This window comes from Micromonospora sp. NPDC049048 (assembly GCF_043197615.1).
In the GTDB taxonomy this organism is placed as follows: domain Bacteria; phylum Actinomycetota; class Actinomycetes; order Mycobacteriales; family Micromonosporaceae; genus Micromonospora.
On the sequence record NZ_JBICTM010000003.1, the window covers coordinates 549,383 to 572,364 of the forward strand.

Annotated in this window: 18 protein-coding genes and 1 pseudogene; 13 read left to right on the top strand and 6 right to left on the bottom strand. The window is 74.8% G+C overall.

Features of this window, described 5'->3' with window-relative positions:
* Positions 1-161 precede the first annotated feature (161 nt).
* Entirely contained in the window at positions 162-1,889 is a 1,728-nt protein-coding gene (locus tag ACGFIG_RS13120) for an ABC transporter ATP-binding protein (RefSeq protein ID WP_393002915.1), read from the top strand.
* A gap of 138 nt (positions 1,890-2,027) precedes the next feature.
* Here the strand turns inward: ACGFIG_RS13120 and rpsD are convergent, their stop codons facing one another.
* Complete coding sequence (gene rpsD / locus ACGFIG_RS13125) at positions 2,028-2,639, bottom strand: 30S ribosomal protein S4 (RefSeq protein ID WP_393002292.1); 612 nt, start codon at positions 2,637-2,639, stop codon at positions 2,028-2,030.
* Between the two features lie 68 nt (positions 2,640-2,707).
* On the opposite strand from rpsD, the gene ACGFIG_RS13130 reads away from it, so the two are divergent.
* Entirely contained in the window at positions 2,708-3,457 is a 750-nt protein-coding gene (locus ACGFIG_RS13130; protein WP_393002294.1) for a DUF2470 domain-containing protein, read from the top strand.
* 9 nt (positions 3,458-3,466) lie between these two features.
* Here ACGFIG_RS13130 and ACGFIG_RS13135 read toward each other — a convergent pair whose 3' ends face one another.
* The 3 genes from ACGFIG_RS13135 to ACGFIG_RS13145 are packed head-to-tail and all read right to left on the bottom strand — an operon-like array spanning position 3,467 to position 5,592.
* Positions 3,467-4,075 carry a TetR family transcriptional regulator gene (locus ACGFIG_RS13135; protein WP_393002296.1) on the bottom strand — a complete coding sequence of 203 codons (609 nt, stop codon included), beginning with the start codon at positions 4,073-4,075 and terminating at the stop codon, positions 3,467-3,469.
* A gap of 30 nt (positions 4,076-4,105) precedes the next feature.
* A complete protein-coding gene (locus ACGFIG_RS13140; protein ID WP_393002298.1) occupies positions 4,106-4,861 on the bottom strand; it encodes an ABC transporter permease in 756 nt (251 codons plus the stop codon).
* Entirely contained in the window at positions 4,858-5,592 is a 735-nt protein-coding gene (locus ACGFIG_RS13145) for an ABC transporter ATP-binding protein (RefSeq protein WP_393002917.1), read from the bottom strand. The genes ACGFIG_RS13140 and ACGFIG_RS13145 overlap by 4 nt, the downstream gene beginning before the upstream one ends.
* 298 nt (positions 5,593-5,890) lie before the next feature.
* On the opposite strand from ACGFIG_RS13145, the pseudogene ACGFIG_RS13150 reads away from it, so the two are divergent.
* The 4 genes and pseudogenes from ACGFIG_RS13150 to ACGFIG_RS13165 all read left to right on the top strand — a co-directional run.
* Positions 5,891-6,487: pseudogene (locus ACGFIG_RS13150) on the top strand (phosphoribosyl-AMP cyclohydrolase); the annotation flags it as partial.
* A gap of 180 nt (positions 6,488-6,667) precedes the next feature.
* The gene (hisI, locus tag ACGFIG_RS13155; protein ID WP_393002919.1) at positions 6,668-7,105 is read left to right on the top strand and encodes a phosphoribosyl-AMP cyclohydrolase; all 438 of its coding nucleotides are present in this window, start codon (positions 6,668-6,670) and stop codon (positions 7,103-7,105) included.
* Positions 7,102-8,691, top strand: a complete 1,590-nt coding sequence (locus tag ACGFIG_RS13160) for an anthranilate synthase component I (RefSeq protein WP_393002300.1) — start codon at positions 7,102-7,104, stop codon at positions 8,689-8,691. Before hisI ends, ACGFIG_RS13160 begins: the two co-directional genes overlap by 4 nt.
* Positions 8,688-9,317 carry a Trp biosynthesis-associated membrane protein gene (locus ACGFIG_RS13165; protein WP_393002302.1) on the top strand — a complete coding sequence of 210 codons (630 nt, stop codon included), beginning with the start codon at positions 8,688-8,690 and terminating at the stop codon, positions 9,315-9,317. The genes ACGFIG_RS13160 and ACGFIG_RS13165 overlap by 4 nt, the downstream gene beginning before the upstream one ends.
* Here the strand turns inward: ACGFIG_RS13165 and ACGFIG_RS13170 are convergent.
* The gene (locus tag ACGFIG_RS13170) at positions 9,310-9,567 is read right to left on the bottom strand and encodes a hypothetical protein (protein WP_393002304.1); all 258 of its coding nucleotides are present in this window, start codon (positions 9,565-9,567) and stop codon (positions 9,310-9,312) included. The two genes, ACGFIG_RS13165 and ACGFIG_RS13170, sit on opposite strands and share 8 nt — an antisense overlap.
* Positions 9,568-10,060: 493 nt before the next feature.
* Here ACGFIG_RS13170 and trpC point away from each other — a divergent pair, with 493 nt between their 5' ends.
* From trpC to ACGFIG_RS13195, 5 genes are all read left to right on the top strand, one after another.
* Positions 10,061-10,864, top strand: coding sequence for an indole-3-glycerol phosphate synthase TrpC (trpC, locus tag ACGFIG_RS13175; RefSeq protein ID WP_393002921.1), 804 nt, complete (start codon positions 10,061-10,063; stop codon positions 10,862-10,864).
* A 118-nt stretch (positions 10,865-10,982) separates the two neighbouring features.
* Positions 10,983-12,224 carry a tryptophan synthase subunit beta gene (gene trpB, locus ACGFIG_RS13180; protein WP_393002306.1) on the top strand — a complete coding sequence of 414 codons (1,242 nt, stop codon included), beginning with the start codon at positions 10,983-10,985 and terminating at the stop codon, positions 12,222-12,224.
* A 4-nt stretch (positions 12,225-12,228) separates the two neighbouring features.
* On the top strand, positions 12,229-13,032 hold the full coding sequence (gene trpA, locus ACGFIG_RS13185; protein ID WP_393002308.1) for a tryptophan synthase subunit alpha: 804 nt from the start codon (positions 12,229-12,231) through the stop codon (positions 13,030-13,032).
* Positions 13,033-13,106: 74 nt separating this feature from the next.
* A complete protein-coding gene (lgt, locus tag ACGFIG_RS13190) occupies positions 13,107-14,300 on the top strand; it encodes a prolipoprotein diacylglyceryl transferase (RefSeq protein WP_393002310.1) in 1,194 nt (397 codons plus the stop codon).
* 13 nt (positions 14,301-14,313) lie between these two features.
* Positions 14,314-15,501: an FAD-dependent oxidoreductase gene (locus ACGFIG_RS13195; RefSeq protein WP_393002312.1), complete on the top strand. Its 1,188-nt coding sequence runs from the start codon at positions 14,314-14,316 to the stop codon at positions 15,499-15,501.
* A gap of 122 nt (positions 15,502-15,623) precedes the next feature.
* Here the strand turns inward: ACGFIG_RS13195 and ACGFIG_RS13200 are convergent, their stop codons facing one another.
* Positions 15,624-16,469: a GNAT family N-acetyltransferase gene (locus tag ACGFIG_RS13200; protein WP_393002314.1), complete on the bottom strand. Its 846-nt coding sequence runs from the start codon at positions 16,467-16,469 to the stop codon at positions 15,624-15,626.
* 146 nt (positions 16,470-16,615) lie between these two features.
* Between ACGFIG_RS13200 and gltB the strand changes: the two genes are divergently transcribed.
* Both gltB and ACGFIG_RS13210 read left to right on the top strand, forming a co-directional pair.
* Entirely contained in the window at positions 16,616-21,307 is a 4,692-nt protein-coding gene (gltB, locus tag ACGFIG_RS13205) for a glutamate synthase large subunit (RefSeq protein ID WP_393002316.1), read from the top strand.
* Entirely contained in the window at positions 21,300-22,808 is a 1,509-nt protein-coding gene (locus tag ACGFIG_RS13210) for a glutamate synthase subunit beta (RefSeq protein ID WP_393002318.1), read from the top strand. Before gltB ends, ACGFIG_RS13210 begins: the two co-directional genes overlap by 8 nt.
* The last annotated feature ends 174 nt before the right edge of the window (positions 22,809-22,982 follow it).

A 22,982-nucleotide genomic window follows, 5' to 3' on the forward strand; every position in this document is an offset into this window, starting at 1 on the left:
GAACGAAAGGCCAGCCCGGTGAGCGCGAGGAGTGCAGCGCAGCGGAGCCCCGCAGTCGCGAACGAAAGGCCAGCCCGGTGAGCGTTACTACCACCACGGACGCGGCACGTGAGGCCGAGACCGCCGACGTCCCGGAGACGTCCGAGACGACCTGGCAGACGCTGCGTCGCGGCCTGGCGCTCTCCCCTGAGTTGCGAGTGGGCCTCGCCGGCACGCTCGGGCTGGCCCTGGTCTACATGGTCGGCCGGGCGGCGGTCCCGGTGGCGGTGCAGCAGGGCATCGACAACGGCATCGTCGGCGGGCTGGACCTGGGCGTGGTCTGGACGGTGGTCGCCGCGACCGCCGCCGTGCTGGTGGTGACCACGCTCTGCGGCTACCTGATGATGCGGCGGCTCTTCACGGTCAGCGAGACCGCCCTGGCCAACGTGCGGATCCGGGCCTTCCGGCACGTGCACGACCTGTCGATGCTGCACCAGCAGTCGGAGCGGCGCGGTTCACTGGTCTCCCGGGTGACGAGCGACGTCGACCAGATCACGCAGTTCCTCCAGTGGGGCGGCGTGATCCTGGTGATCAACCTCGGTCAGCTGGTGATCACCACGCTGGTCATGTTCGTGTACTCCTGGCAGCTGACGCTGGTGGTCTTCGCCGCCTTCCTGCCCGCCGTGTTCGTGATCCGGTTGCTCCAGCGCCGCCTCGCCGGGGCGTACGGGGTGGTCCGGCAGCGCACCGGCACGCTGCTGGGCGCGATCGGGGAGAGCGTGGTCGGGGCGCCGGTCATCCGGGCGTACGGGATCGCCGGCCGGACGGCCCGCCGGCTGGACGCGGCGATCGACGGCCAGCGGCGGGCCCAGCAGCGGGCGATCAGGATCAGCATCATGGGCAGCTCGGTCGGCGAGCTGGCGGCCGGGCTGGCGCTGGCCGGCGTGGTGGTGCTCGGAGTGACTCTCGGCGCCGACCGCACCCTGAGCATCGGTGAGGTGACCGCCTTCCTCTTCCTGGTCACGCTCTTCATCCAGCCGGTGCAGATCGCCACCGAGGTGCTCAACGAGGCGCAGAACGCCATCGCGGGCTGGCGCCGGGTGCTGGACGTGCTGGACGTCGAGCCCGATGTCGCCGACCCGGGGGAGCAGGGGCGTGAGCTGCCGTCCGGTCCGCTGGACATCCGCTTCGCGGGGGTGCGGTTCGCGTATCCGGGGGGTCCGCCCGTGCTGCACGACGTCAGCCTGGAGATCCCGGCGAAGAGCCGGGTGGCGGTCGTCGGGGAGACCGGCAGCGGAAAGACCACCTTCGCCAAGCTGCTCACCCGCCTGATGGATCCGACCGCCGGCCAGGTGCTGCTCTCGGGTGTGCCGTTGGAGCAGGTCCGGTTCGCCTCGCTGCGCTCGCGGGTGGTGATGGTGCCGCAGGACGGCTTCCTCTTCGACGCCACCGTGGCGGAGAACGTCCGCTTCGCGCGTCCGGAGCTGACCGACGAGCAGCTCGCGGTGGCCTTCACCGAGCTGGGGCTGGCGGACTGGCTGGACGGGCTCCCGTCGGGCCTGCACACCCCGGTGGGGGAGCGCGGCGAGGCGTTGAGCGTGGGCGAGCGGCAGCTCGTCGCGTTGGCGCGCGCGTACGTGGCCGACCCGGACCTGCTGGTGCTGGACGAGGCGACCAGCGCCGTCGACCCGGCCACGGAGGTACGGCTGCAACGCACCTTGGACGCGGTGACCCGGGGGCGTACCACCCTCGCGATCGCGCACCGGCTCTCCACCGCGCAGGCCGCCGACGAGGTGATCGTGGTGGACCGGGGCCGGATCGTGCAGCGCGGTCCGCACGACGAGCTGGTCCGCGACCCGGAGTCCGTCTACGGCCTGCTCTACGCCTCCTGGCTGGAGCAGACCCGCTGAGCGGGACCCGGCCGAGCGGCCCCGCTGAGCCGGCCCGTTGAGTCTGCCCGTTGGCCGGGCCCGCGCTGAGCGGACCCGGCCCGGCGCGGCCCGGCCGTGCGCCGGGCCGCGTGCGGCGCTCAGCGGGACGTGCGGCGCTCAGCGGGAGTAGAACTCCACCACCAACTGCTCGTCGCAGATCACCGGCACCTCGTGCCGGGCGGGCTCGCGCAGCAACGTGGTGCGCAGCTCGGCCAGCTCCACCGACAGGTACGGCTGGCCGGGGCCCTCGGTGGCGTTGGCGCCCGCGGCGGCGAGCTGGAACGGCACGGACGCGCGGCTGCGTTCGCGGACGGCCACCACCTGTCCCGGCCGCAGCCGGTACGACGGCCGGTCGACCTTGCGCCCGTCGACGGTGAAGTGGCCGTGCGCGACCAACTGCCGGGCCTGGTAGATGCTGCGGGCCAGGCCGGCCCGGTGCACCACCGCGTCGAGCCGTCGTTCGAGGAGGGTGACCAGGCTGTCGCCGGTCTTGCCCGCGCCCCGGGCGGCCTCGTCGAAGACGCGCCGCAGCTGGGTCTCGCTGACGTTGTACTGGTGGCGCAGGCGCTGCTTCTCCAGCAGCCGCACCTGGTAGTCCGAGGTCTGGCGGCGCTGCCGGCCGTGCACTCCGGGCGGGTAGGGGCGCCGCTCGACGTACCGCACGCACTTGCGGGTCAGTGGGATGCCGAGGGCGCGGGAGAGACGGGCCTTGGGCCTGGGGTGGTTCACGCTGGACGTCTCCGATCCGGTGCTCTAGTCTCCAAGTTAGGTAAGGCTAACCTACTAAGGAGGCGTCAATGCGGCCCAGCCCGGCGGAGATCGTCCGCACCCTCGTCGCGGGCCGGCTGCCCGGCCTCGCCCACGTCGCACACCGGCCCGGCCCGCACCAGGTCCGGCACGTGACCGACCCGGACGGCCGGGTGCTGCTGCTGGTGCCGGTGGTCAGTGACTTCGCCGCCGCGCTGCGCCCCGTCGACGGCGAGACCGAGATCGCGCTGGTGCTGGACGTGCTCGACCTGCCGCCCGCCGCCGGTGCGCCCAGCCTCGGCCGGGCCTGGGTCTCCGGCTGGGCGGCACGGCTGGACGGCGACGAGGAACGCCGCGCCGCGCTCGACTTCGCGGCCGTCGAGCCGGCCGGTGACCTGCTCGACGTCGGCACCCGGTTCCGGCTGCACCGCTTCGAGGTGGTCGAGGCCCGCTGGGAGCACGGCGACAGCGTCCACCGCGTCGACCCCGAGGCATACGCCGAGGCGGAGCCCGACCCGCTGCACGCCGTCGAGGCGGACCTGCTGGCCGACCTCGCCGACCACCACTCCGCCGAGGTGTCCGGCTACCTGCGCCGCCAGCTGGGCCTCACCGACGACGTCGCGCCCCGGGTGGTCCGGATCGACCGGTACGGCCTGCTGGTCAGCCACGGCCGGCCGGGTGCCCGCCGCCGCGTCCGCCTGGCGTTCCCGCGTCCGCTCGACTGCCAGGCGGAGCTGACCCGGATCCTGCACCCGATGGTCTGCCGCCACGCCGCACCCCGGCACGCCGACCAGTCCTGAGGAGTACGGTCAGCCGGCGAGGCCCTCGGTGAGGTCCCCCGTCAGGTAGCGCTGCACGGTGGGGCCGATCGCCGCCACGAGCGTCTCCGGGGCGGCCGAGGCGAACGGCTCCAACCGGACCACGTGCCGCATCATGGCCGCCCCGATCAGCTGGCTGGCCACCAGCGAGCCGCGCAGCGGCAGCTCGACCGGATCGACGTCGAGCTGGTCGAGGATCCTGCGCAGCACCTGGGTGACCAGGAACTCCCGCAGCAGCCGGGCGGTCCACTCGTTGCTCACCGCCGAGCGCAGCAGGGCCACGCCGGCGGTGCCGGCCGGGGAGTCCCAGACGCCGAGAAAGGCGCGCACCAGCCGCTCCCCGAGACCCGCGCGGTCGCCCGCCAGCACCCCCGGCAGCAGCTCGGCCGGGTCGACCGGCACGTGCATCGCGGCCAGGAAGAGCTGGTCCTTGCCGCCGAAGTAGTGGTGCACCAGCGCCGGGTCCACCCCTGCGGCGGCGGCGACGGCCCGCATCGAGGCCCCGTCGAAGCCCCGCTCGGCGAAGGCGGCGCGGGCCGCGTCGAGGATGGCCCGCCGGGTGTCCGGGTTGCCGGGGCGCCGTCCGGTCCGCCGTGCCATCGCCGCTCCTCGCCGCGTCCAGGGAGCCGCTCAGCCGCTGCGCCGCCGCAGGGTGGCCGCCGCGAGCACCAGCGCCAGCGCCGCCGCGCCGGCGACCACCGCCACGTCCCGCCACATCGTGCCGGTCGGTTCGGCGTGCGCGCCGACCTGCTGGAGGGCCCCGACGGCGTACGACAGGGGCAGCGCGTCGCTGACCGCCTGCAACCAGCCGGCCATCTCGCCCCGGGGCACGAAGAGCCCGCAGAGCAGCAACTGCGGCACCACCACGACCGGCATGAACTGCACGGCCTGGAACTCGGTGCGGGCGAAGGCGCTGCAGAACAGCCCGAGCGCGACGGCGAGTACGGCGTTCAGCGCGGCGATCATGACCACCAGTCCGCTGTGACCGGCGGTGTCCAGCCCGAAGACCCCGTACGCGACCACGGACGCGACGGCCGCCTGGAGCACCCCGGCGAGCCCGAACGCGATGCCGTAGCCGAAGAGCAGGTCGAGCTTGCCCAGCGGGGTGGTGAGCAGCCGCTCCAGCGTGCCCGTGGTGCGCTCGCGCAGCATGGCGATGCTGGTGACCAGGAACATGACCACGAAGGGGAAGAAGCCGAGCATCACGAGGGCCACCCGGTCGAACGTGGACGGCTGCCCCGGCGGGGCGGGCTGGTCGACGTACATGGAGTGGACCAGGGCGAGCAGCGCCGACGGGACAACCAGCAGCAGCGCCACGGTGCGCCGGTCGTGGCGGAGCTGGCGCAGGATGCGGCCGGTGGTGGCGGCCAGGATCCGGGGGTTCACGACGCCTCCCGCCCGGTCCCGCCCGCCGTGGCCCTGATCAGCCGCAGGAACGCCTCGTCCAGGTCGTCGGTGCCGGCGGCGGCGCGGACCGCGTCGGGGGTGTCGTCGGCGATCAGCCGCCCCTCACGGATCAGCAGCAGCCGGTCGCAGCGGGCCGCCTCGTCCATGACGTGGCTGGAGACCAGCAGGGTGGTGCCGGCGGCGGCCATGGCGTGGAACCGGGCCCACAGGTCGGCGCGCAGCACCGGGTCCTGACCGACGGTCGGCTCGTCGAGGACGAGCAGTTCGGGCTCCCCGACCAGGGCGCAGGCCAGCGACGCCCGGCTGCGCTGCCCGCCGGAGAGGGCGCCGACGAGTTGCCCCGCCGCCGACCCGAGCCCGACGTCGGTGACCGCCCGGTCGGCGTCGGCGCGGCCCCGGCCGTGCAGCGCGGCGAAGTAGCGCGCGTTCTCCCGTACGGTCAGGTCGGCGTAGACGCTGGGCGCCTGGGTGAGGTAGCCGACGCGACGGCGCAGCTCCGGGGACCCGGCGGGGCGGCCGAGCACGGTCACCGTGCCGGCGTCGACCACCTGCACGCCGACCACCGCCCGCAGCAGCGTGGTCTTGCCGCTGCCGCTCGGGCCGAGCAGCCCGGTGACCAGCCCGCGTGACACGGACGCGCTGACGCCGTGCAGCACGCGCCGCCCGCCCCGCTCGACGACCAGGTCGCGTACGGCGATCGCCTCGTCCACCGCGCCTCCCGGGGAGAAACTCATCACGCGTTGAACTCGACGCTAGTGGAGACGTCCACGGCGTCGCAACGATCGCCGGTGCGTACCCCGAAGCGGCGACGGGGATGGTCGGGCATTAGCCTTCGGACCCGGACAGCGGGTCCGGCAACGGGCATCAGGCATGCCACCGGGCATTGCGCCCTGATCGGGCGTACGGCACGATGGCGCCGTGGGTCACGCTGCGTCACCGGACGAGAGGTTCCTCGGCGAATGGGCGGCTCGGTTGCGGGCCGGTGCCGACCAGCCCGTGGTCGGCATCATGCTGCGCGGCAGTCACGCCCGCCGGGCCGCCACCGCGCACAGCGACGTCGATGTCGACGTGCTCGTCAGCGGGGCGCCGTACGCCGCCCGCCGGGCCTTCCTGGCCGAGCACGACGGGCGACTGACCCACGTCTCGGTGGCCGCCCGCGACGTCCGCTCCTGGCTGACCCGCCTCGGCGAGCCCGCCGACTGGGCGTTCGGGCTGCCGGTGGTGGCACCGGCCCGGCTGCTGTGGGCGGACCCGCACTGGCGGCCCCGCATCGACCTGCCGGTGCTCTGCCAGCCCGCCGGCGAACCGCAGCTGGAGGAGCTGATCGCGACGCTCGGCAAGGTGGCCGGCGCGCGGGACGCCGACGACCACCTCGGCGTCCGGCTGGCCGCCGCCGACCTGGCGCGGCTCTGCCCGTCCGTGCTCCGGCTGGCAAACCCCACGGTGCGGGTGGTGTCGCGCCGGGCGGCCTTCGCCGCCGCCCTCGACCTGCCGGTGGCGCCCCCGAACTACCGGGCGGACCTGCTGCTCTGCCTCGGCCTGCGGCCCGGCTCCGTCGGCCAGCTCTGCGCCGCCGCGGCCCGCCTGGTCGGCGGCGTCCTGCCGCTGATCCGCCCGTACGCCGCCGAGGTCGCGCGGGTCGCCGGCGCGGACCTGGCCGCCGCCCTGACCGACGGCCGGCTGGACCGCTACGTCGACCAGCTGACCCGGCCCGCCCACCGGCCGCCACGGCCCCGGCGGGAGCCGTCGCCCGTGCCCGCCCCGCGTGCGGGACAATGGGTCACTGTGCCCGTACCTGACGCGCCCGCGACCGGCGCCCACCCCAGTCCGCAGGAGCCCGCGGCCGACGGCGCGCTCCGCCCGTCGCGGCTCGACCCGGCCATCGCCGCCCGGCTGCGCCGCACCCCCGACGGCCTGGTGGCCGCCGTGGTCCGCCAGCACGACTCCGGCGAGGTGCTGATGGTCGCCTGGATGGACGACGAGGCGCTGCACCGCACCCTGACCACCGGCCGGGCCACCTACTGGTCGCGCAGCCGCCGCGAGTACTGGGTGAAGGGCGCCACCTCGGGGCACCACCAGTACGTCCGGGCGGTGGCGCTGGACTGCGACGGCGACGCGCTGCTGGTCGACGTCGACCAGGTCGGCGCGGCCTGCCACACGGGGCACCGCACCTGTTTCTTCACGGAGCTGCCGGTCGGCGGGGAAGGGGCGGGGGCCCGGTGAGCACGCAGCGCGCGACGCCCGGCGGGGGCGCCCGCACCGACGGCGCGGCCAGCCCGGACCTCGCCACCTTCGCCGGGCTGGCCGCCCGCTGGCGGGTCGTCCCGGTCACCCGCCGGCTGCTCGCCGACGCGGAGACCCCGGTCGGCGTCTACCGCAAGCTCGCCGGCGGCCCGGGGACGTTCCTGCTGGAGTCCGCCGAGCAGGGCGTCGGCTCGGCCGGCATGGCCTGGTCGCGCTACTCGTTCATCGGCGTACGCAGCAGCGCCACGCTCACCGAGCGCGACGGTGCCGCGGTGTGGACGGGCCACCCACCGGCCGGGCTGCCCACCTCCGGCGACCCGGTCCGCGTGCTGCGCGAGACCGTCGAGGCGCTCGCCGGCCCGGCGTGGGACGCGGCCAGCGGCATGCCGCCCCTGACCGGGGGCATGGTCGGCTACCTGGGCTACGAGCTGATCCGGCGCTTCGAGCGGCTGCCCGAGCTGACCGAGGACGACCTGGGCGTGCCCGAGCTGGGCATGATGCTCGCCGCCGACCTGGTGGTGCTGGACCACTACGACGGCTCGGCGATCCTGGTCGCCAACGCGATCCTGCCGCCGCTGGACGAGCCGGACCGCGACGCGCGGGTCACGGCGGCGTACCACCACGCGGTCGGGCGGCTCGACGCGATGACCACCGCGCTGTCCCGGCCGATCCCGCCGATGGTGTCGACCGTCGAGCGACCCCCGGCGGGCGAGGTACGCAGCCGTACGCCCGAGGGCGGCTACCCGAAGGCCGTCGAGGCGGCCAAGGAGGCGATCCGGGCCGGCGAGTGCTTCCAGATCGTGCTGGCCCAGCGGTTCGAGCGGGAGACGCACGCCGACCCGCTGGACGTCTACCGCGTGCTGCGCACGACGAACCCCAGCCCGTACATGTACCTGCTGCGCTTCGACGGCTTCGACATCGTCGGGTCCTCGCCGGAGGCGCACCTGAAGGTGACCAGCGACGCCGAGGGGCGGCGGCGGGCGCTGCTGCACCCGATCGCCGGCACCCGGCCGCGCGGCGGCACCCCCGAGGCCGACGCCCGTCTCGCCGCGGAGCTGCTCGCCGACCCGAAGGAGCGCGCCGAGCACGTGATGCTGGTCGACCTGGGCCGCAACGACCTGGGCCGGGTCTGCCGCCCGGGCACGGTGGAGGTGCCGGAGTTCGCCACCATCGAGCGCTACAGCCACGTCATGCACATCGTCTCGACCGTGGTCGGCACGCTGCGTGAGGACCGCACGGCCTTCGACGCGCTGGCCGCGACCTTCCCCGCCGGCACCCTCTCCGGTGCGCCGAAGGTGCGGGCCATGGAGATCATCGAGGAACTGGAGCCGGTGCGGCGGGGCCTCTACGGCGGTACCGTCGGCTACTTCGGCTTCGGGGGCGACCTCGACATGGCGATCGCCATCCGCACCGCGCTGATGCGCGACGGCAGGGCGTACGTGCAGGCCGGGGCGGGGGTGGTGGCCGACTCCGATCCGGCCGCCGAGGACCAGGAGACCCAGAACAAGGCCGCCGCCGTACTCGCCGCCATCGCCGCCGCCGAGACCCTCCGGCCCGCCCGGTGACCGCCGCGGAGCCGCGCGGCGGCGAACCGGCGACCGCCGCGACGGCCGAGGCCGAGGAGCGCGACCGGGCGGTCACGGGCCGGCGCGAGCTGACGTACGCCGTGCTGCTCTGCGTGGCCGGCGCGGGCCTGGCGCTGTGGGCGTCGACCCGCACCTGGGCGGTCGAGTTGACGGCCCGGCCCACCCCGCTGCCGCCGGTACGCGACGTCCGCACGGGCGCCGGCCTGCTGCCCTGGCTGCCGGCGCTGGCGCTGGTCGGGCTGGCCGGCGGGGGCGCCGTGCTCGCCACCCGGGGCCGGGCGCGGCGGCTGCTGGGCGGGCTGCTGTGCGCGCTCGGCGTGGCGGTGGCCGCCGGCGGCGGCTACGGCCTGGTCGCGGCGTTCGACGGCGAGGTCGCCCGGCAGTGGCCGGCGCTCTGCCTGCTCGGCGGGGTGCTCGCCACGGCGGGCGGGCTGCTGACGGCGGCGCGGGGCCGGCGGTGGCCGGCGATGGGTGCCCGCTACGAGCGGCGCTCCGCGGGCGACGCCCTCCCGGCCGCCCGGGGCGAGGGCGGGCGGGTCACGGGCCGGCAGACCACCGAGGCGTGGGACGCGCTGGACCGGGGCGAGGACCCGACGGTCAGCTGACCGGCTGGCGTTCGCGGGCGGCGGCGCGGGCCGCCGCCAGCTCCGCCACCAGGCGGTCGAGCTCGGCCCGCTGCTCGGCCCGGGCGCGGTCGGCGCAGACCGCCTCCCAGGCGTTGCCCCGCGCCGTGCGCATCCGTGCCTCGCCCACCACGGCGCGCTCCAGCGTGTGCACGACGCCGACGGCGAGCGACGCGACGGTACGCGAGACGGTCGTCAGTCCGATGGTCTGGTGCGGCTCGACATTGCTCATGATCATCACCCTGCGGAGGATCGTTCGACGGCGGTGGGCAGGCGCGTCATCGAGTCTGCCCGAGGACGATGCTGGCTGGCTCACGTTTCGCCGTGGTGACCGACACGTCAACTCTGCTTCCGGGGCCGCCACCTGGGAAAGGGCCGTTCGACCTTGAGGTAGGTCACACGCGCGGCCCGGTGCCGGCGGTCGGCGCCGTGCCCGGCGGCCGGCCGCCACAGCAGATAGGATCACGTCGATGACCGGGAGGAGGCGGGGTGGCCGGAGAGCGCTGTCCGTCAATGGGCGTGATCGCCCAGCGTGACATTCCGTTCACCGGAGGTCGGCCATTATGCCCGAGCCCATTCCGTGAGGCACGCCATACCCCCGGCGCTTGTCGCCAGGTGGCGCCCCCTAGCATCGGCCCATGACACCCGGAGAGGGGAGTCCGTTGGTGACTGCTGAGCATGCGCACGCGGAGGGCGACGAGGCCGGTCCGGCAGCGTCCGTAGGCGTGCTCGACGAGATCCTGGCCGGCGTGCGTGAGGACGTCGCCCGGCGGCAGGAGCAGGTTCCGCTGGAGCGGATCCGCGAGCTGGCCGCCGCCGCGCCGCCGCCGCTGGACGCGTACGCGGCCCTGCGCAAGTCGGGCGTCGCGGTGATCGCCGAGGTGAAGCGCTCGTCGCCGTCGAAGGGGCGGCTGGCCGAGATCGCCGACCCGGCCGAGCTGGCCGGCGAGTACGCCGCCGGCGGCGCGCGGGCGATCAGCGTGCTCACCGAGGGCCGCTGGTTCGGGGGCTCGCTCGACGACCTGGCCGCCGTACGTGCCGCCGTCGGCATCCCGGTGCTGCGCAAGGACTTCGTGGTCTCCAGCTACCAGGTGCACGAGGCCCGCGCGCACGGCGCCGACCTGGTGCTGCTGATCGTCGCCGCCCTGGAGCAGAACGCCCTCGTCGGCCTGCTGGAGCGCATCGAGTCGCTGGGCATGACCGCACTGGTCGAGGTCCACGACGAGGAGGAGGCCGACCGTGCCCTGGAGGCCGGTGCCCAGGTGATCGGGGTCAACGCCCGCAACCTGCGTACCCTGGAGGTCGACCGCTCGGTGTTCGAGCGGATCGCGCCCGGCCTGCCCAGCAGCGTCGTCAAGATCGCCGAGTCGGGGGTGCGTGGCCCGCACGACCTCATCCGCTACGCCTCGGCGGGCGCCGACGCGGTCCTGGTCGGCGAGGGCCTGGTCACCCAGAAGAGTCCCCGCGAGGCGGTGGCCGAGCTGGTCAACGCCGGCAACCACCCGGCCACGCCCCGCCCGGTGCGCTGACCCCGCGCCGGTTCCTCAGCACCGAGAGGACGATCCCCATGAGCGAGCGCAGCGAGCGAATCGTCAGGTTCAGCGCGGTGGTGCCTCGTGGCGGCACGGAGCGCAGCGGAGTGCCGGCATGAGCGAGCGCAGCGAGTTGGGCGCCCCGGCCGGTTCGCTGCCCGACTCCGCCGGTCACTTCGGCCGCTTCGGCGGCCGGTTCGTGCCGGAGGCGCTGGTCGCGGCGCTGGACGAGCTGGAGGCCGCGCACCGCACGGCGATGGCCGACGAGTCGTTCCGGGCCGAGTTCGCCGCCCTGCTGCGTGACTACGCCGGCACCCCCTCGCTGCTCTACGAGGCCCGCCGGTTCTCCGTCAGGGCGGGGGCGCGGGTGCTGCTCAAGCGGGAGGACCTCAACCACACCGGGGCGCACAAGGTGCGCAACGTGCTCGGCCAGGCCCTGCTGACCCGGCGGATGGGCAAGCGCCGGGTGATCGCGGAGACCGGCGCCGGCCAGCACGGCGTCGCCACCGCCACCGCCGCCGCCCTGTTCGACCTGGAGTGCGTGGTCTACATGGGCCAGGTCGACACCGAGCGGCAGGCGCTCAACGTGGCCCGGATGCGGATGCTCGGCGCCACCGTCGTCCCCGTCGCCACCGGCTCGCGCACCCTCAAGGACGCGATGAACGAGGCGATGCGCGACTGGGTCGCCAACGTCGACGAGACCCACTACCTGATCGGCACCGCCGCCGGGCCGCACCCCTTCCCGGCGCTGGTGCGCGACTTCGTCCGGGGCATCGGCGACGAGGCCCGCCAGCAGTGCCTCGACCTGACCGGCGCGCTGCCGGACGCCGTCACCGCCTGCGTCGGCGGCGGCTCCAACGCGCTGGGCATCTTCCACGCCTTCGTCGGCGACCCCGACGTGCGGCTCTACGGCTTCGAGGCCGGCGGCGACGGCGTCGCGACGGGCCGGCACGCCGCCAGCATCACCGGCGGCTCCGCCGGGGTGCTGCACGGCACCCGGACGTACGTGCTCCAGGACGACGACGGGCAGACCTGCGAGTCGCACTCGATCTCCGCCGGGCTCGACTACCCGGGTGTCGGGCCGGAGCACGCCTGGCTGCACGACAGCGGCCGCGCGACCTACCTGCCGGTCACCGACGACGAGGCGATGGCCGCGTTCGAACTGCTCTGCCGCACCGAGGGCGTCATCCCCGCGATCGAGAGCGCGCACGCGCTCGCCGGCACCCTCGCGGTCGCCCCGAAGCTCGCCGCCGAGCTGGGCCGGGAGCCGACGATCGTGGTCAACCTCTCCGGCCGGGGCGACAAGGACGTGCACACCGCTGGCGACTACTTCGGCATCCTCGACAAGGAGCAGTGAGAACGTGAGCCGGATCGGGGTGGCCTTCGACAAGGCCCGCGCCGACGGGCGGGCCGTGCTGGTCGGCTGCATGCCGGCCGGCTTCCCGACCGTCGAGGGCAGCATCGCCGCCATGAAGGCGATGGTCTCCGCCGGGGTAGACGTCATCGAGGTGGAGATCCCGTACTCCGATCCGGTGATGGACGGCCCGGTGATCCAGAAGGCCAGCGACATCGCCCTCGCCGGCGGCGTACGCACGCGCGACGCGCTGCGCGTCATCGAGGCGGTCGCGGCCACCGGGGCGGCCGTGGTCACCATGACCTACTGGAACCCGGTGGAGCGCTACGGCGTCGACGCCTTCGCCCGCGACCTGGCCTCGGCCGGGGGCACCGGCCTGATCACGCCGGACCTGATCCCCGAGGAGGCGGGCGAGTGGCTCGCCGCCTCGGACGCGTACGGGCTGGACCGCACCTTCCTGGTGTCGCCGTCCTCGACCGACGCGCGGCTGGCGATGACCGCCGGACACTGCCGGGGCTTCGTCTACGCCACCGCGATCATGGGCGTCACCGGCGCCCGCGCGCAGACGTCCGAGGCGGCGCCCGTCCTGGTGTCCCGGGTACGGGAGGTCACCGACCTGCCGGTCGGCGTCGGGCTGGGCGTCGGCACGGGCGCGCAGGCCGCCACCGTGGCCGGGTACGCCGACGGCGTCATCGTCGGCAGCGCCCTGGTGCGCTGTGTGCTCGACGCGCCGGACGAGGCGTCCGGGCTGGCCGCCCTGCGCGCGCTGAGCACGGAACTCGCCGAGGGCGTCCGCACCCCGACCGGCTGACCGGAGGCCGCCGAAAGCGGTGGACGGCGGACCGGGTGCCACCGAAGGGGTCTTCGGCGGTAGCGTGTGCACCCGTGACCTACGCCTCGCTGACCCCCCAGGCGGCCCTGCCCAGCCCCAGCACCGCCGTCTGGCAGCTCGGACCGGTGCCGATCCGGGCGTACGCGCTGTGCATCATCCTCGGCATCGTGGTGGCCTGCTGGGTCACCGAGCGGCGGCTGCGCCAGCGCGGCGTCGCCCCCGGAGCGGTCCTCGACATCGCGGTCTGGGCGGTTCCGGCCGGCATCGTCGGCGCCCGCATCTACCACGTGATCACCTCGCCGGAGAAATACTTCGGCACCGGCGGCGACCCCATGAAGGCGTTCGCCATCTGGGAGGGCGGTCTCGGCATCTGGGGCGCGGTGGCCGGCGGGGCCGTCGGCGCGTGGCTCGCGGCCCGGCAGCTCGGCATCCCGTTCGCGGTGGTCGCCGACGCGCTGGCCCCCGGCCTGCCGCTGGCGCAGGCGATCGGCCGGCTCGGCAACTGGTTCAACAACGAGCTCTACGGCGGCCGGACCAGCCTGCCCTGGGGGCTGGAGATCCACCGGATGGACCCGGACAATCCGGGCCACGCCCTGCGCGACGACGCCGGTCAGCCGATCCTCGAACCGGGCCTCTACCACCCGACGTTCGCCTACGAGCTGCTGTGGAACCTCGGCGTGGCCGCGCTCGTCCTCGTGCTCGACCGCAAGCTGCGCCTCGGCCGGGGGCGGGCGTTCGCGCTCTACGTGATGGGCTACACGGCCGGCCGGTTCTGGATCGAGCTGATGCGCACCGACGAGGCGAACACCATCCTCGGCGTACGCCTGAACGTCTGGACCGCCGGCCTGGTCTTCCTCGGCGCCCTGATCTACTTCGTGCGGGTGCGCGGCCCCCGGGAGTACGTCATCCCGATCGGCGCCGCCGCGACGCCGGAGCCGGCGGTCGAATCCGACGTCTCCCAGGTCGACCTGTCCGCGCGGGAGGCCGGCGCCCAGCCGGCGGCCCCGGAGGGCTACCGGGTGGTGAGCGAGGAGCAGTACCGGCACTGGCGGGAGACCGGCGAGACGCCGGCCGAACCGGGCGGCGACGAGACCGCCTCCGGCGCGAGCGGGGAAGAGGCCACCCCCGGAGCGGGCGGCGACGAGGCCGGATCCGGGGCGGCCCGGGACGGCGCCGCGTCCGCCGGGCAGACCTCGGAGGACCGGGCCGGGGCCACGGGCGCCCGGCCCGCCGACCGCGACAGCTGAGGAGGAGCACCCCATGCGTAGCGCGGTCGTGGTCGGCGCCGGGATCGGCGGCCTCGCGGTCGCCGGCGCGCTGGCCCGCTCCGGCTGGCGGGTGACCCTGCTGGAGCGGGCCGACCGGGTGCGTCCCGAGCCGACCGCCGTGGTGCTCTGGCCCAACGGCGTACGCGCGCTGCGCGCCCTCGGCCTCGGCGCCGGCCTGGAGGCGATCGCCACACCGCTGCCCGACGGCGGGGTGCGCCGCCCCGACGGGCACTGGCTGGTGCAGCCCCGCCCCACCCCGGCCGACCGGATGCCGGTGGTGGTGCACCGGGAGGACCTGCACGACGCGCTGATCGCCGGCCTGGGCGACGAGGTCGAGCTGCGTACGGGGGTGAGCGTGCGCACGGTCCGCGCCGCCTCCGGTGAGCGGCCCTCGGTCGGCGACGGCCGGCACACCTTCGAGGCTGACCTGGTCGTCGCCGCCGACGGCACCGACAGCGAGCTGCGCCGGCAACTCGCCCCGGGGTCCGGGGTGGTCAGCTCGGGCTGTGCCGCCTGGCGGGCGGTGATCCCCTGGTACCGGGCCCCGAAGCTGCCCGCCGACCAGCCCGTCGGCGGCGAGGTGCTCGGCGCCGGCTACCGCTTCGTGTCCGCCTCGCTCGGCGAGCGTGGCTCCTCCGGCGCCTCCAGCCGGGGCGGCATCTACTGGGTGGCGACCGCCGTCGGCGCGCCCCGCCCCGAGCCGCCGGAGACCCAGCTCGCCCTGCTGCGCCGCTGGTACGCGGGCTGGCCCGCGCCGATCGCCGACCTGCTCGACGCCACGGACCCGACGGACCTGGTCCAGCAGGAGATCCGCGAGCTGCGTCCGCTGCCCAGGTCGTACGGCTTCCCGGCCGGCCCGGGTGGGGTGGTGCTGCTCGGCGACGCCGCGCACGCCATGCCGCCGCACCTCGGCCAGGGCGCCTGCCTCGCCTTCGAGGACGCCGCCACCCTCGCCTCGCTGCTGCGCGAGTCCCGGCTGCCCGACGCGGTGGTGGCGTACGACCGGGCGCGCCGGCCCCGGGCGGCGACGGTGGTCCGGCAGGCCCGCCGGATGTCGGCGGTGCTGAAGGCCCGGGGTCCGCTGGCCCTGCGCGCCCGCGACGCCGCCCTCGGCACCCTGAACCCGCGCCTGCTCTCCACGGCCGCCAACACGGCCGCCCAGTGGCGCCCCCCAACCTGACCCGTCCCCGCGTGCCCCGCCCGTTCCCGCCGTCGATCATGTAGTTGTGGTGGTGGACAAAGGGTGTCACAGGGGATGAAGCGGGCACCAGAACTGCATGATCGACCGGGCTGGGGGCTGGGTCAGGGGGTTACCGGGGTGGGTTCGGCGATGCAGGCGGTGCCGACGCGGCGGAAGCCGACGCGGACGTAGACCCGGGCGATGTCCTCGCTGCCCGCCGAGAGGAAGACCAGGCTGGTGCCGGCGGCCAGCAGCTCGCGGGCCAGCGTGGCGGTGACCGCCGCGCCCAGGCCACGGCGGCGGGCGGACGGCAGGGTGGCCACGCCGGCGATCTCGGCGACGTCGCGGACCCGCATCGCAATTCCGCTGGCCAGCGCGCCCTCGGTGGGCGTCTCCGCCAGCGCCGACAGTCGCCGGCCGTCGGCGACGCAGGCGCGCTCCTCGTCCAGCGCCGCCTCGTCCAGCTCGGCCATCGCGGCGTCCCGCTGGGCGGGCCCGGCCTCGCCGCGGTCGGTGCCGGCCGCGGCGAACCCGACGGCGGCGACCGCGCGCCGCGCCGCCACGTCGGCCGCGAAGCCGGGCTCCGTCGCGTCGAGCATCCGCACCGGTACGTCCGTGAGGGTGCCCGGGTCGGGCAGGGCGGCCGGGTCGAGCACCATCAGCGGCGCCTCCAGCACCGACAGCCCCGCCGAGCGGGCCACGGGCAGCATGTCGGGGCTCATCTCGTGCACCCACTCGAAGGCCTCGGGCAGGCCGAGCTCGCGCTGGCGCTGCCGTACCGCCGCGACGTCGGCCAGCGACGGCGTCTCGGTGGCGTCGAGCCGGGGTCGGGCGTAGAACGGCCATCCGGCGCCCTCCCGGACGAACAGTACGAGGGCGCCGTGCTGCTCCGTCCGGGCCGCATCCCGGGGCACCGCGTCGTAGAACCGTTCCAACCGGCCGAACAGGTCCGTGCGCAGAAGATCCACCGAGCGAGACTACACGTCCCAGAGTTTGGAAGGTGTGATCAATCTGCACTGGCCTTGCGCTCGGGACCCTAACGTAGACTCAATAGACCCTTGAGGGCCGACGTCGTCCCGATCGAGATCCACCCTGAGTGACGACAGGAGGCCCGGTGGCCTTTCCGTACCCTCACAGCAGCCCGGAGCAGCCCCCGCACCTCGGCCCCGGGGCGCCCGCGGCCGGGCTCTACGATCCCGCGCAGGAGCACGACGCCTGCGGCGTGGCCTTCGTGGCGGACCTGTACGGGCGGCGCTCGCACGCGGTCGTGGCCAACGGCCTCGACGCGCTCTGCCGGCTGGACCACCGGGGAGCCCGGGGCGCGGAACCGAACACCGGCGACGGCGCCGGCATCATGATCCAGATCCCGGACGCGTTCCTGCGCGCGGTGGTGGACTTCCCGCTGCCGCCCGCCGGCGAGTACGCCACCGGCCTGGTCTTCCTGCCCGACGACGACGATGCTGAGGCCCGCGCCCGCCGCGTCGTGGAGAAGTACGCGCTGGTCGAGGGGGCCGACGTGCTCGGCTGGCGGGACGTGCCGGTCGACGCGGACGGCCTCGGCGAGACCGCCCTGGCGGCGATGCCCCGGGTCCGGCAGCTCTTCCTCACCGCGCACCGGCTCACCGGTACGCCGGCCGGGCCGGCCGGGTCGCGGCTGGGCGGCGTCGAGCTGGAACGGGTCGCGTTCTGCGTACGCAAGCAGGCCGAGCGGGAGAGCGCCGAGCGGGGCGTGCCGGCGTACTTCCCGTCGCTGTCGGCGCGGACCATGGTGTTCAAGGGCATGCTCACCCCCGACCAGCTCCCGGCGTTCTATCCGGATTTGACCGACGAGCGGGTCGAGAGCGCGATCGCGCTGGTGCACTCCCGGTTCTCCACCAACACGTTCCCCTCCTGGCCGCTGGCGCACCCGTACCGGCTCATCGCGCACAACGGCGAGATCAACACGATCCGGGGCAACCGGAACTGGATGCAGGCCCGCGAGGCGCTGCTGCGTACCCCGAACCTGCCGGGCAACATCCGCCGGGTCTTCCCGGTCTGCACCCCCGCCGCCTCCGACTCGGCGAACTTCGACGAGGTCCTCGAACTGCTGCACCTGGCCGGGCGGAGCCTGCCCCACGCCGTGCTGATGATGATTCCCGAGGCGTGGGAGAACGACCCGGACATGGCCGCCGACAAGCGCGCCTTCTACCGCTTCCACGCGAGCCTGATGGAGCCGTGGGACGGGCCGGCGTCGGTCGCCTTCACCGACGGCGAGGTCGTCGGCGCCGTGCTGGACCGCAACGGGCTGCGCCCGGGGCGCTGGTGGCGTACGGACGACGGGCTCGTGGTGCTGGGCAGCGAGGCGGGCGTGCTCGACCTCGACCCGGCCCGGGTCGTCGCCAAGGGCCGCCTCCAGCCGGGGAAGATGTTCCTGGTCGACACCGTCGCCGGCCGGATCGTGCACGACGACGAGATCAAGGCGGAGCTGGCGGCCGAGCAGCCGTACGCCGACTGGCTGCACGCCGGCCTGATCGAGCTGACCGACCTGCCCCCGCGAGAGCACACCGTCTACACCCACGACTCGGTACGCCGCCGCCAGCAGACCTTCGGCTACACGGAGGAGGAGCTGAAGATCCTGCTCGCGCCGATGGCGCGCACGGGCGTCGAGCCGCTCGGCTCGATGGGCACCGACACCCCGATCGCCCCGCTCTCCACCCGGCCACGGCTGCTCTACGACTACTTCCACCAGCTCTTCGCGCAGGTCACGAACCCGCCGCTGGACGCCATCCGCGAGGAGCTGGTGACCAGCCTGGCGTCGACCATCGGGCCGGAGGGCAACCTGCTCGACCCGGGCCCGGCGAGCTGTCGGCAGATCGTGCTGCCGTACCCGCTGATCGACAACGACGAGCTGGCGAAGATCCTCTCCATCGACGAGGACGGCGACCTGCCCGGCTTCAAGGCCGTCCGGGTCTCCGGGCTCTACCGCGTGCGGGAGGGCGGCGCCGGGATCAAGGCCCGGCTGACCGAGATCTGCCGGCACGTCTCCGAGGCCATCGAGGATGGCGTACGCATCCTGGTGCTGTCGGACCGCGACTCCAACGCCGACCTCGCCCCCATCCCGTCGCTGCTGCTCACCGCCGCCGTGCACCAGCACCTGGTGCGCGAGCAGACCCGCACGCAGGTGGCGCTGGTCGTCGAGTCCGGCGACTGCCGCGAGGTGCACCACGCGGCGGTGCTGATCGGCTACGGCGCGGCGGCCGTGAACCCCTACCTGGCCTTCGAGTCGGTGGAGGACATGATCTCCACGGGGGCGCTGAGCGGAGTCGAACCGGCCAAGGCGGTCCGCAACTACGTCAAGGGCCTCGGCAAGGGCGTCCTGAAGATCATGTCCAAGATGGGCATCTCGACGGTGTCGTCGTACTGCGGGGCGCAGGTCTTCGAGGCCGTCGGGCTGGACTCCCGGCTGGTCGAGCGCTACTTCCGGGGCACCCCGAGCAAGATCGGCGGGATCGGGCTGGACGGCATCCACGCCGAGGTCGCCGCCCGGCACGCGCTGGCCTGGCCTGCGCCGGGCGCTGCCGCGTCCGACCGGCTGGAGGTGGGCGGCGAGTACCAGTGGCGCCGCGAGGGCGAGCTGCACCTGTTCAACCCGGAGACGGTCTTCCTGCTCCAGCACGCCACCCGCAGCCGCCAGTACGACGTCTTCCGCCGGTACACCGCCAAGGTCGACGAGCTGGCCGCGCAGGCCGGCTCGCTGCGCGGGCTGTTCACCCTGCGTACGGGCGTGCGACCGCCGGTGCCCCTCGACGAGGTCGAGCCGGCCACGGAGATCGTCAAGCGGTTCGCCACCGGCGCCATGTCGTACGGGTCGATCTCGGCGGAGGCGCACGAGACCCTGGCGATCGCCATGAACCGGCTCGGCGGCAAGTCCAACACCGGCGAGGGCGGCGAGGACGTCGAGCGGCTGCACGACCCGGCCCGCCGCTCCGCCGTCAAGCAGATCGCCAGCGGCCGGTTCGGCGTGACCAGCGAATACCTCGTCAACGCCGACGACCTCCAGATCAAGATGGCGCAGGGCGCCAAGCCCGGCGAGGGCGGGCAGCTGCCCGGCAACAAGGTCTGGCCGTGGATCGCCCGTACCCGGCACGCCACGCCGGGCGTCGGCCTGATCTCCCCGCCGCCGCACCACGACATCTACTCCATCGAGGACCTCGCGCAGCTCGTGCACGACCTGAAGTGCGTCAACCCGTCCGCGCGGGTGCACGTCAAGCTGGTCAGCGAGGTCGGCGTCGGCACGGTGGCGGCGGGCGTGGCCAAGCTCAAGGCCGACGTCATCCTCATCTCCGGCCACGACGGCGGCACCGGCGCCTCCCCGCTGAACTCGCTCAAGCACGCCGGCACCCCGTGGGAGCTGGGGCTGGCCGAGGCGCAGCAGACGCTGCTGCTCAACAAGCTGCGCGACCGGGTCACCGTGCAGGTCGACGGGCAGCTCAAGACCGGCCGGGACGTACTGGTCGCGGCGCTGCTCGGCGCCGAGGAGTTCGGCTTCGCCACCGCGCCGCTGATCGTCGAGGGCTGCGTGATGATGCGCGTCTGCCACCTCGACACCTGCCCGGTCGGCATCGCCACCCAGAACCCGGTGCTGCGGGAACGCTTCACCGGCCGGCCCGAGTTCGTGGAGAACTTCTTCCTGTTCCTCGCCGAGGAGGTCCGCGGCTACCTGGCCGAGCTGGGCCTGCGGTCGATCGAGGAGGCCATCGGGCAGACCGAGCTGCTCGACGTCGCCCCGGCGATCGCGCACTGGAAGGCCGGCGGGCTCGACCTGACCCCCGTGTTGCACCTGCCGGAGCTGCCGGCCGGGGCCGCGCGCCGGGGCGTACGCGCCCAGGACCACGGGCTGGAGCTGGCGCTGGACAACGAGCTGATCGCCCTGGCCGGGCCGGCGCTGCGCGACCGTACGCCGGTGCGGGTGGAGGTCGCGGTGCGCAACGGCGACCGCAGCGTCGGCGCGATGCTCGGCGGCGAGGTGACCCGCCGCTTCGGTGGGGCCGGCCTGCCCGCCGACACGATCGAGTTCACGCTGAGTGGCACCGCCGGGCAGTCCTTCGGCGCGTTCCTTCCGCGCGGGGTCACCCTGCGGCTGCACGGCGACGCCAACGACTACGTGGGCAAGGGCCTCTCCGGCGGTCGGCTCGTCGTGCGGCCCGACGCCGCCGCCCCGTTCGTCGACGGCGACGCCGCGCCGGGGCAGCGGGCCGAGGACCAGACCATCGCCGGCAACACCATCCTGTACGGGGCCACGGCGGGCGAGCTGTTCCTGCGCGGCCGGGTGGGGGAGCGGTTCGCGGTGCGCAACTCCGGCGCGGTGGCCGTCGTCGAGGGCGTCGGCGACCACGGCTGCGAGTACATGACCGGCGGGACCGTGGTGGTGCTGGGCCCGACGGGACGCAACTTCGCCGCCGGCATGTCCGGCGGCACGGCGTTCGTGCACCAGCTGGACCGCCGCCGGGTGAACACGGAGCTGGTCGACCTGGCGCCGCTGTCCGAGGAGGAACAGGCGGTGCTGCACGAGCTGGTGCAGCGACATTTCGCCGAGACCGACTCGGCGGTCGCCGAGGGGCTGCTCAAGCGCTGGCCGGAGGCGGTGGCGGAGTTCACCGCCGTGGTGCCCCGGGACTACCGCCGGGTGCTGGAGATCATGCGGGCCGCCGAAGCCGCCGGCCGCGACGTCGACGACGCGGTGATGAGCGCACTCGCGCCCGCCGCGAAGTCCGTGTCGACCGTGCCCGCCCAGCGGGTGACGGTCCAGGAGGTGGCTCGTGCCTGACCCGAACGGTTTCCTGCGCTACGACCGGCGGCTGCCCGCGCGCCGCCCGGTGCCGGTGCGGATCAGCGACTGGCGCGAGGTGTACCCGCCGGCCGGCGAGGAGCTCATCCGCGAGCAGGCGACCCGCTGCATGGACTGCGGCATCCCGTTCTGCCACGACGGCTGCCCGCTGGGCAACCGCATCCCGGACTGGAACGACCTGGTCCGTACCGGCAACTGGGACGCCGCGGTGGACTCGCTGCACGCCACCAACAACTTCCCCGAGTTCACCGGCCGGCTCTGCCCGGCGCCCTGCGAGGCGGCCTGCGTGCTCGGCATCGGCGGGGGCGCGCCGGTCACCATCAAGCAGGTCGAGGTGGAGATCGCCGACGCGGCTGTCGCGCGGGGCGGCCTGTCGCCACGTCCGGCGGCGACGCCGACCGGCCGGTCGGTGGCCGTGGTCGGCTCCGGGCCCGCCGGTCTCGCCGCCGCCCAGCAGCTCGCCCGCGCCGGTCACGCCGTGACGGTGTACGAGCGCGACGACGCGATCGGCGGCCTGCTGCGGTACGGCATCCCGGACTTCAAGCTGGAGAAGGTCCACGTCGACCGGCGACTGGCCCAGCTCACCGCCGAGGGCGTGCGCTTCCGCACCGGGGTGAACGTCGGTGTCGACGTCACCGCCGAGCAGTTGCGCGCCGAGCACGACGCCGTGCTGCTCGCCTGCGGCGCGTTGCAGGGCCGGGACACCCCGGAGACCCCGGGTCGCGGGCTGCGTGGCGTACACCAGGCGATGGACCATCTCGTCGCGGCCAACCGGGTGGTCGCCGCGGCGGCGGGCGGCCGACCCGACACGGCGGTGCTGCCCGACGGCAAGCCGATCGACGCGGCCGGGAAGCACGTCGTGATCATCGGTGGCGGCGACACGGCGGCGGACTGCCTGGGCGTGGCGCACCGCCAGGGCGCGGCCGGCGTACACCAGCTGGACCTCTACCCGCAGCCGCCGCAGGCGCGGGACGAGGCCCGGGACCCATGGCCCACGTGGCCCTGGCTGTTGCGCAGCTACCCGGCGCACGAGGAGGGCGGCGAGCGGGTCTTCGCCGTCGCGGTGCAGGAGTTCGTCGACGACGGCACCGGCCAGGTGCGGGCGGTGCGGATCGCCGAGGTGACCGTGGAGAAGCGCGACGGGCGACGCATCGTGACCCCGCTGCCCGGCTCGGAGCGGGAGCTGCCGGCTGACCTGGTGCTGCTGGCGATCGGCTTCGAGGGCACCGAGGAGCAGCCGCTGCTCGACCAGTTCGGGGTGCGCCGCAACGCGCGCGGTGCGATCGACGCCCGGCCGGACTGGCAGACCGACGCCGACGGCGTCTTCGTGGCCGGCGACATGCACCGGGGCGCCTCGCTGATCGTCTGGGCGATCGCCGAGGGGCGGGCCGCGGCCGCCGCCATCCACGCCCACCTGGGCGGGACGGGTGCCCTGCCGGCCCCGGTCGACCCGGCCCGGCAACCGCTGGCCGCGCGCTGACCGACGACTCCGGCCTACCTCCCTCGGGTCTTTCCCCGACGGGCCCGCCGGGGGCCGGCACCTGACGTGGGGCGGGGGGGGGGGGGGGGGGGCCGCGCCCCCCCCCCCCCCGGGGCCGGGGGGGGGGGGGGGGGGGCCCCCCCCCACCACGGTGGGCGGAAGTTGGGTCGACAG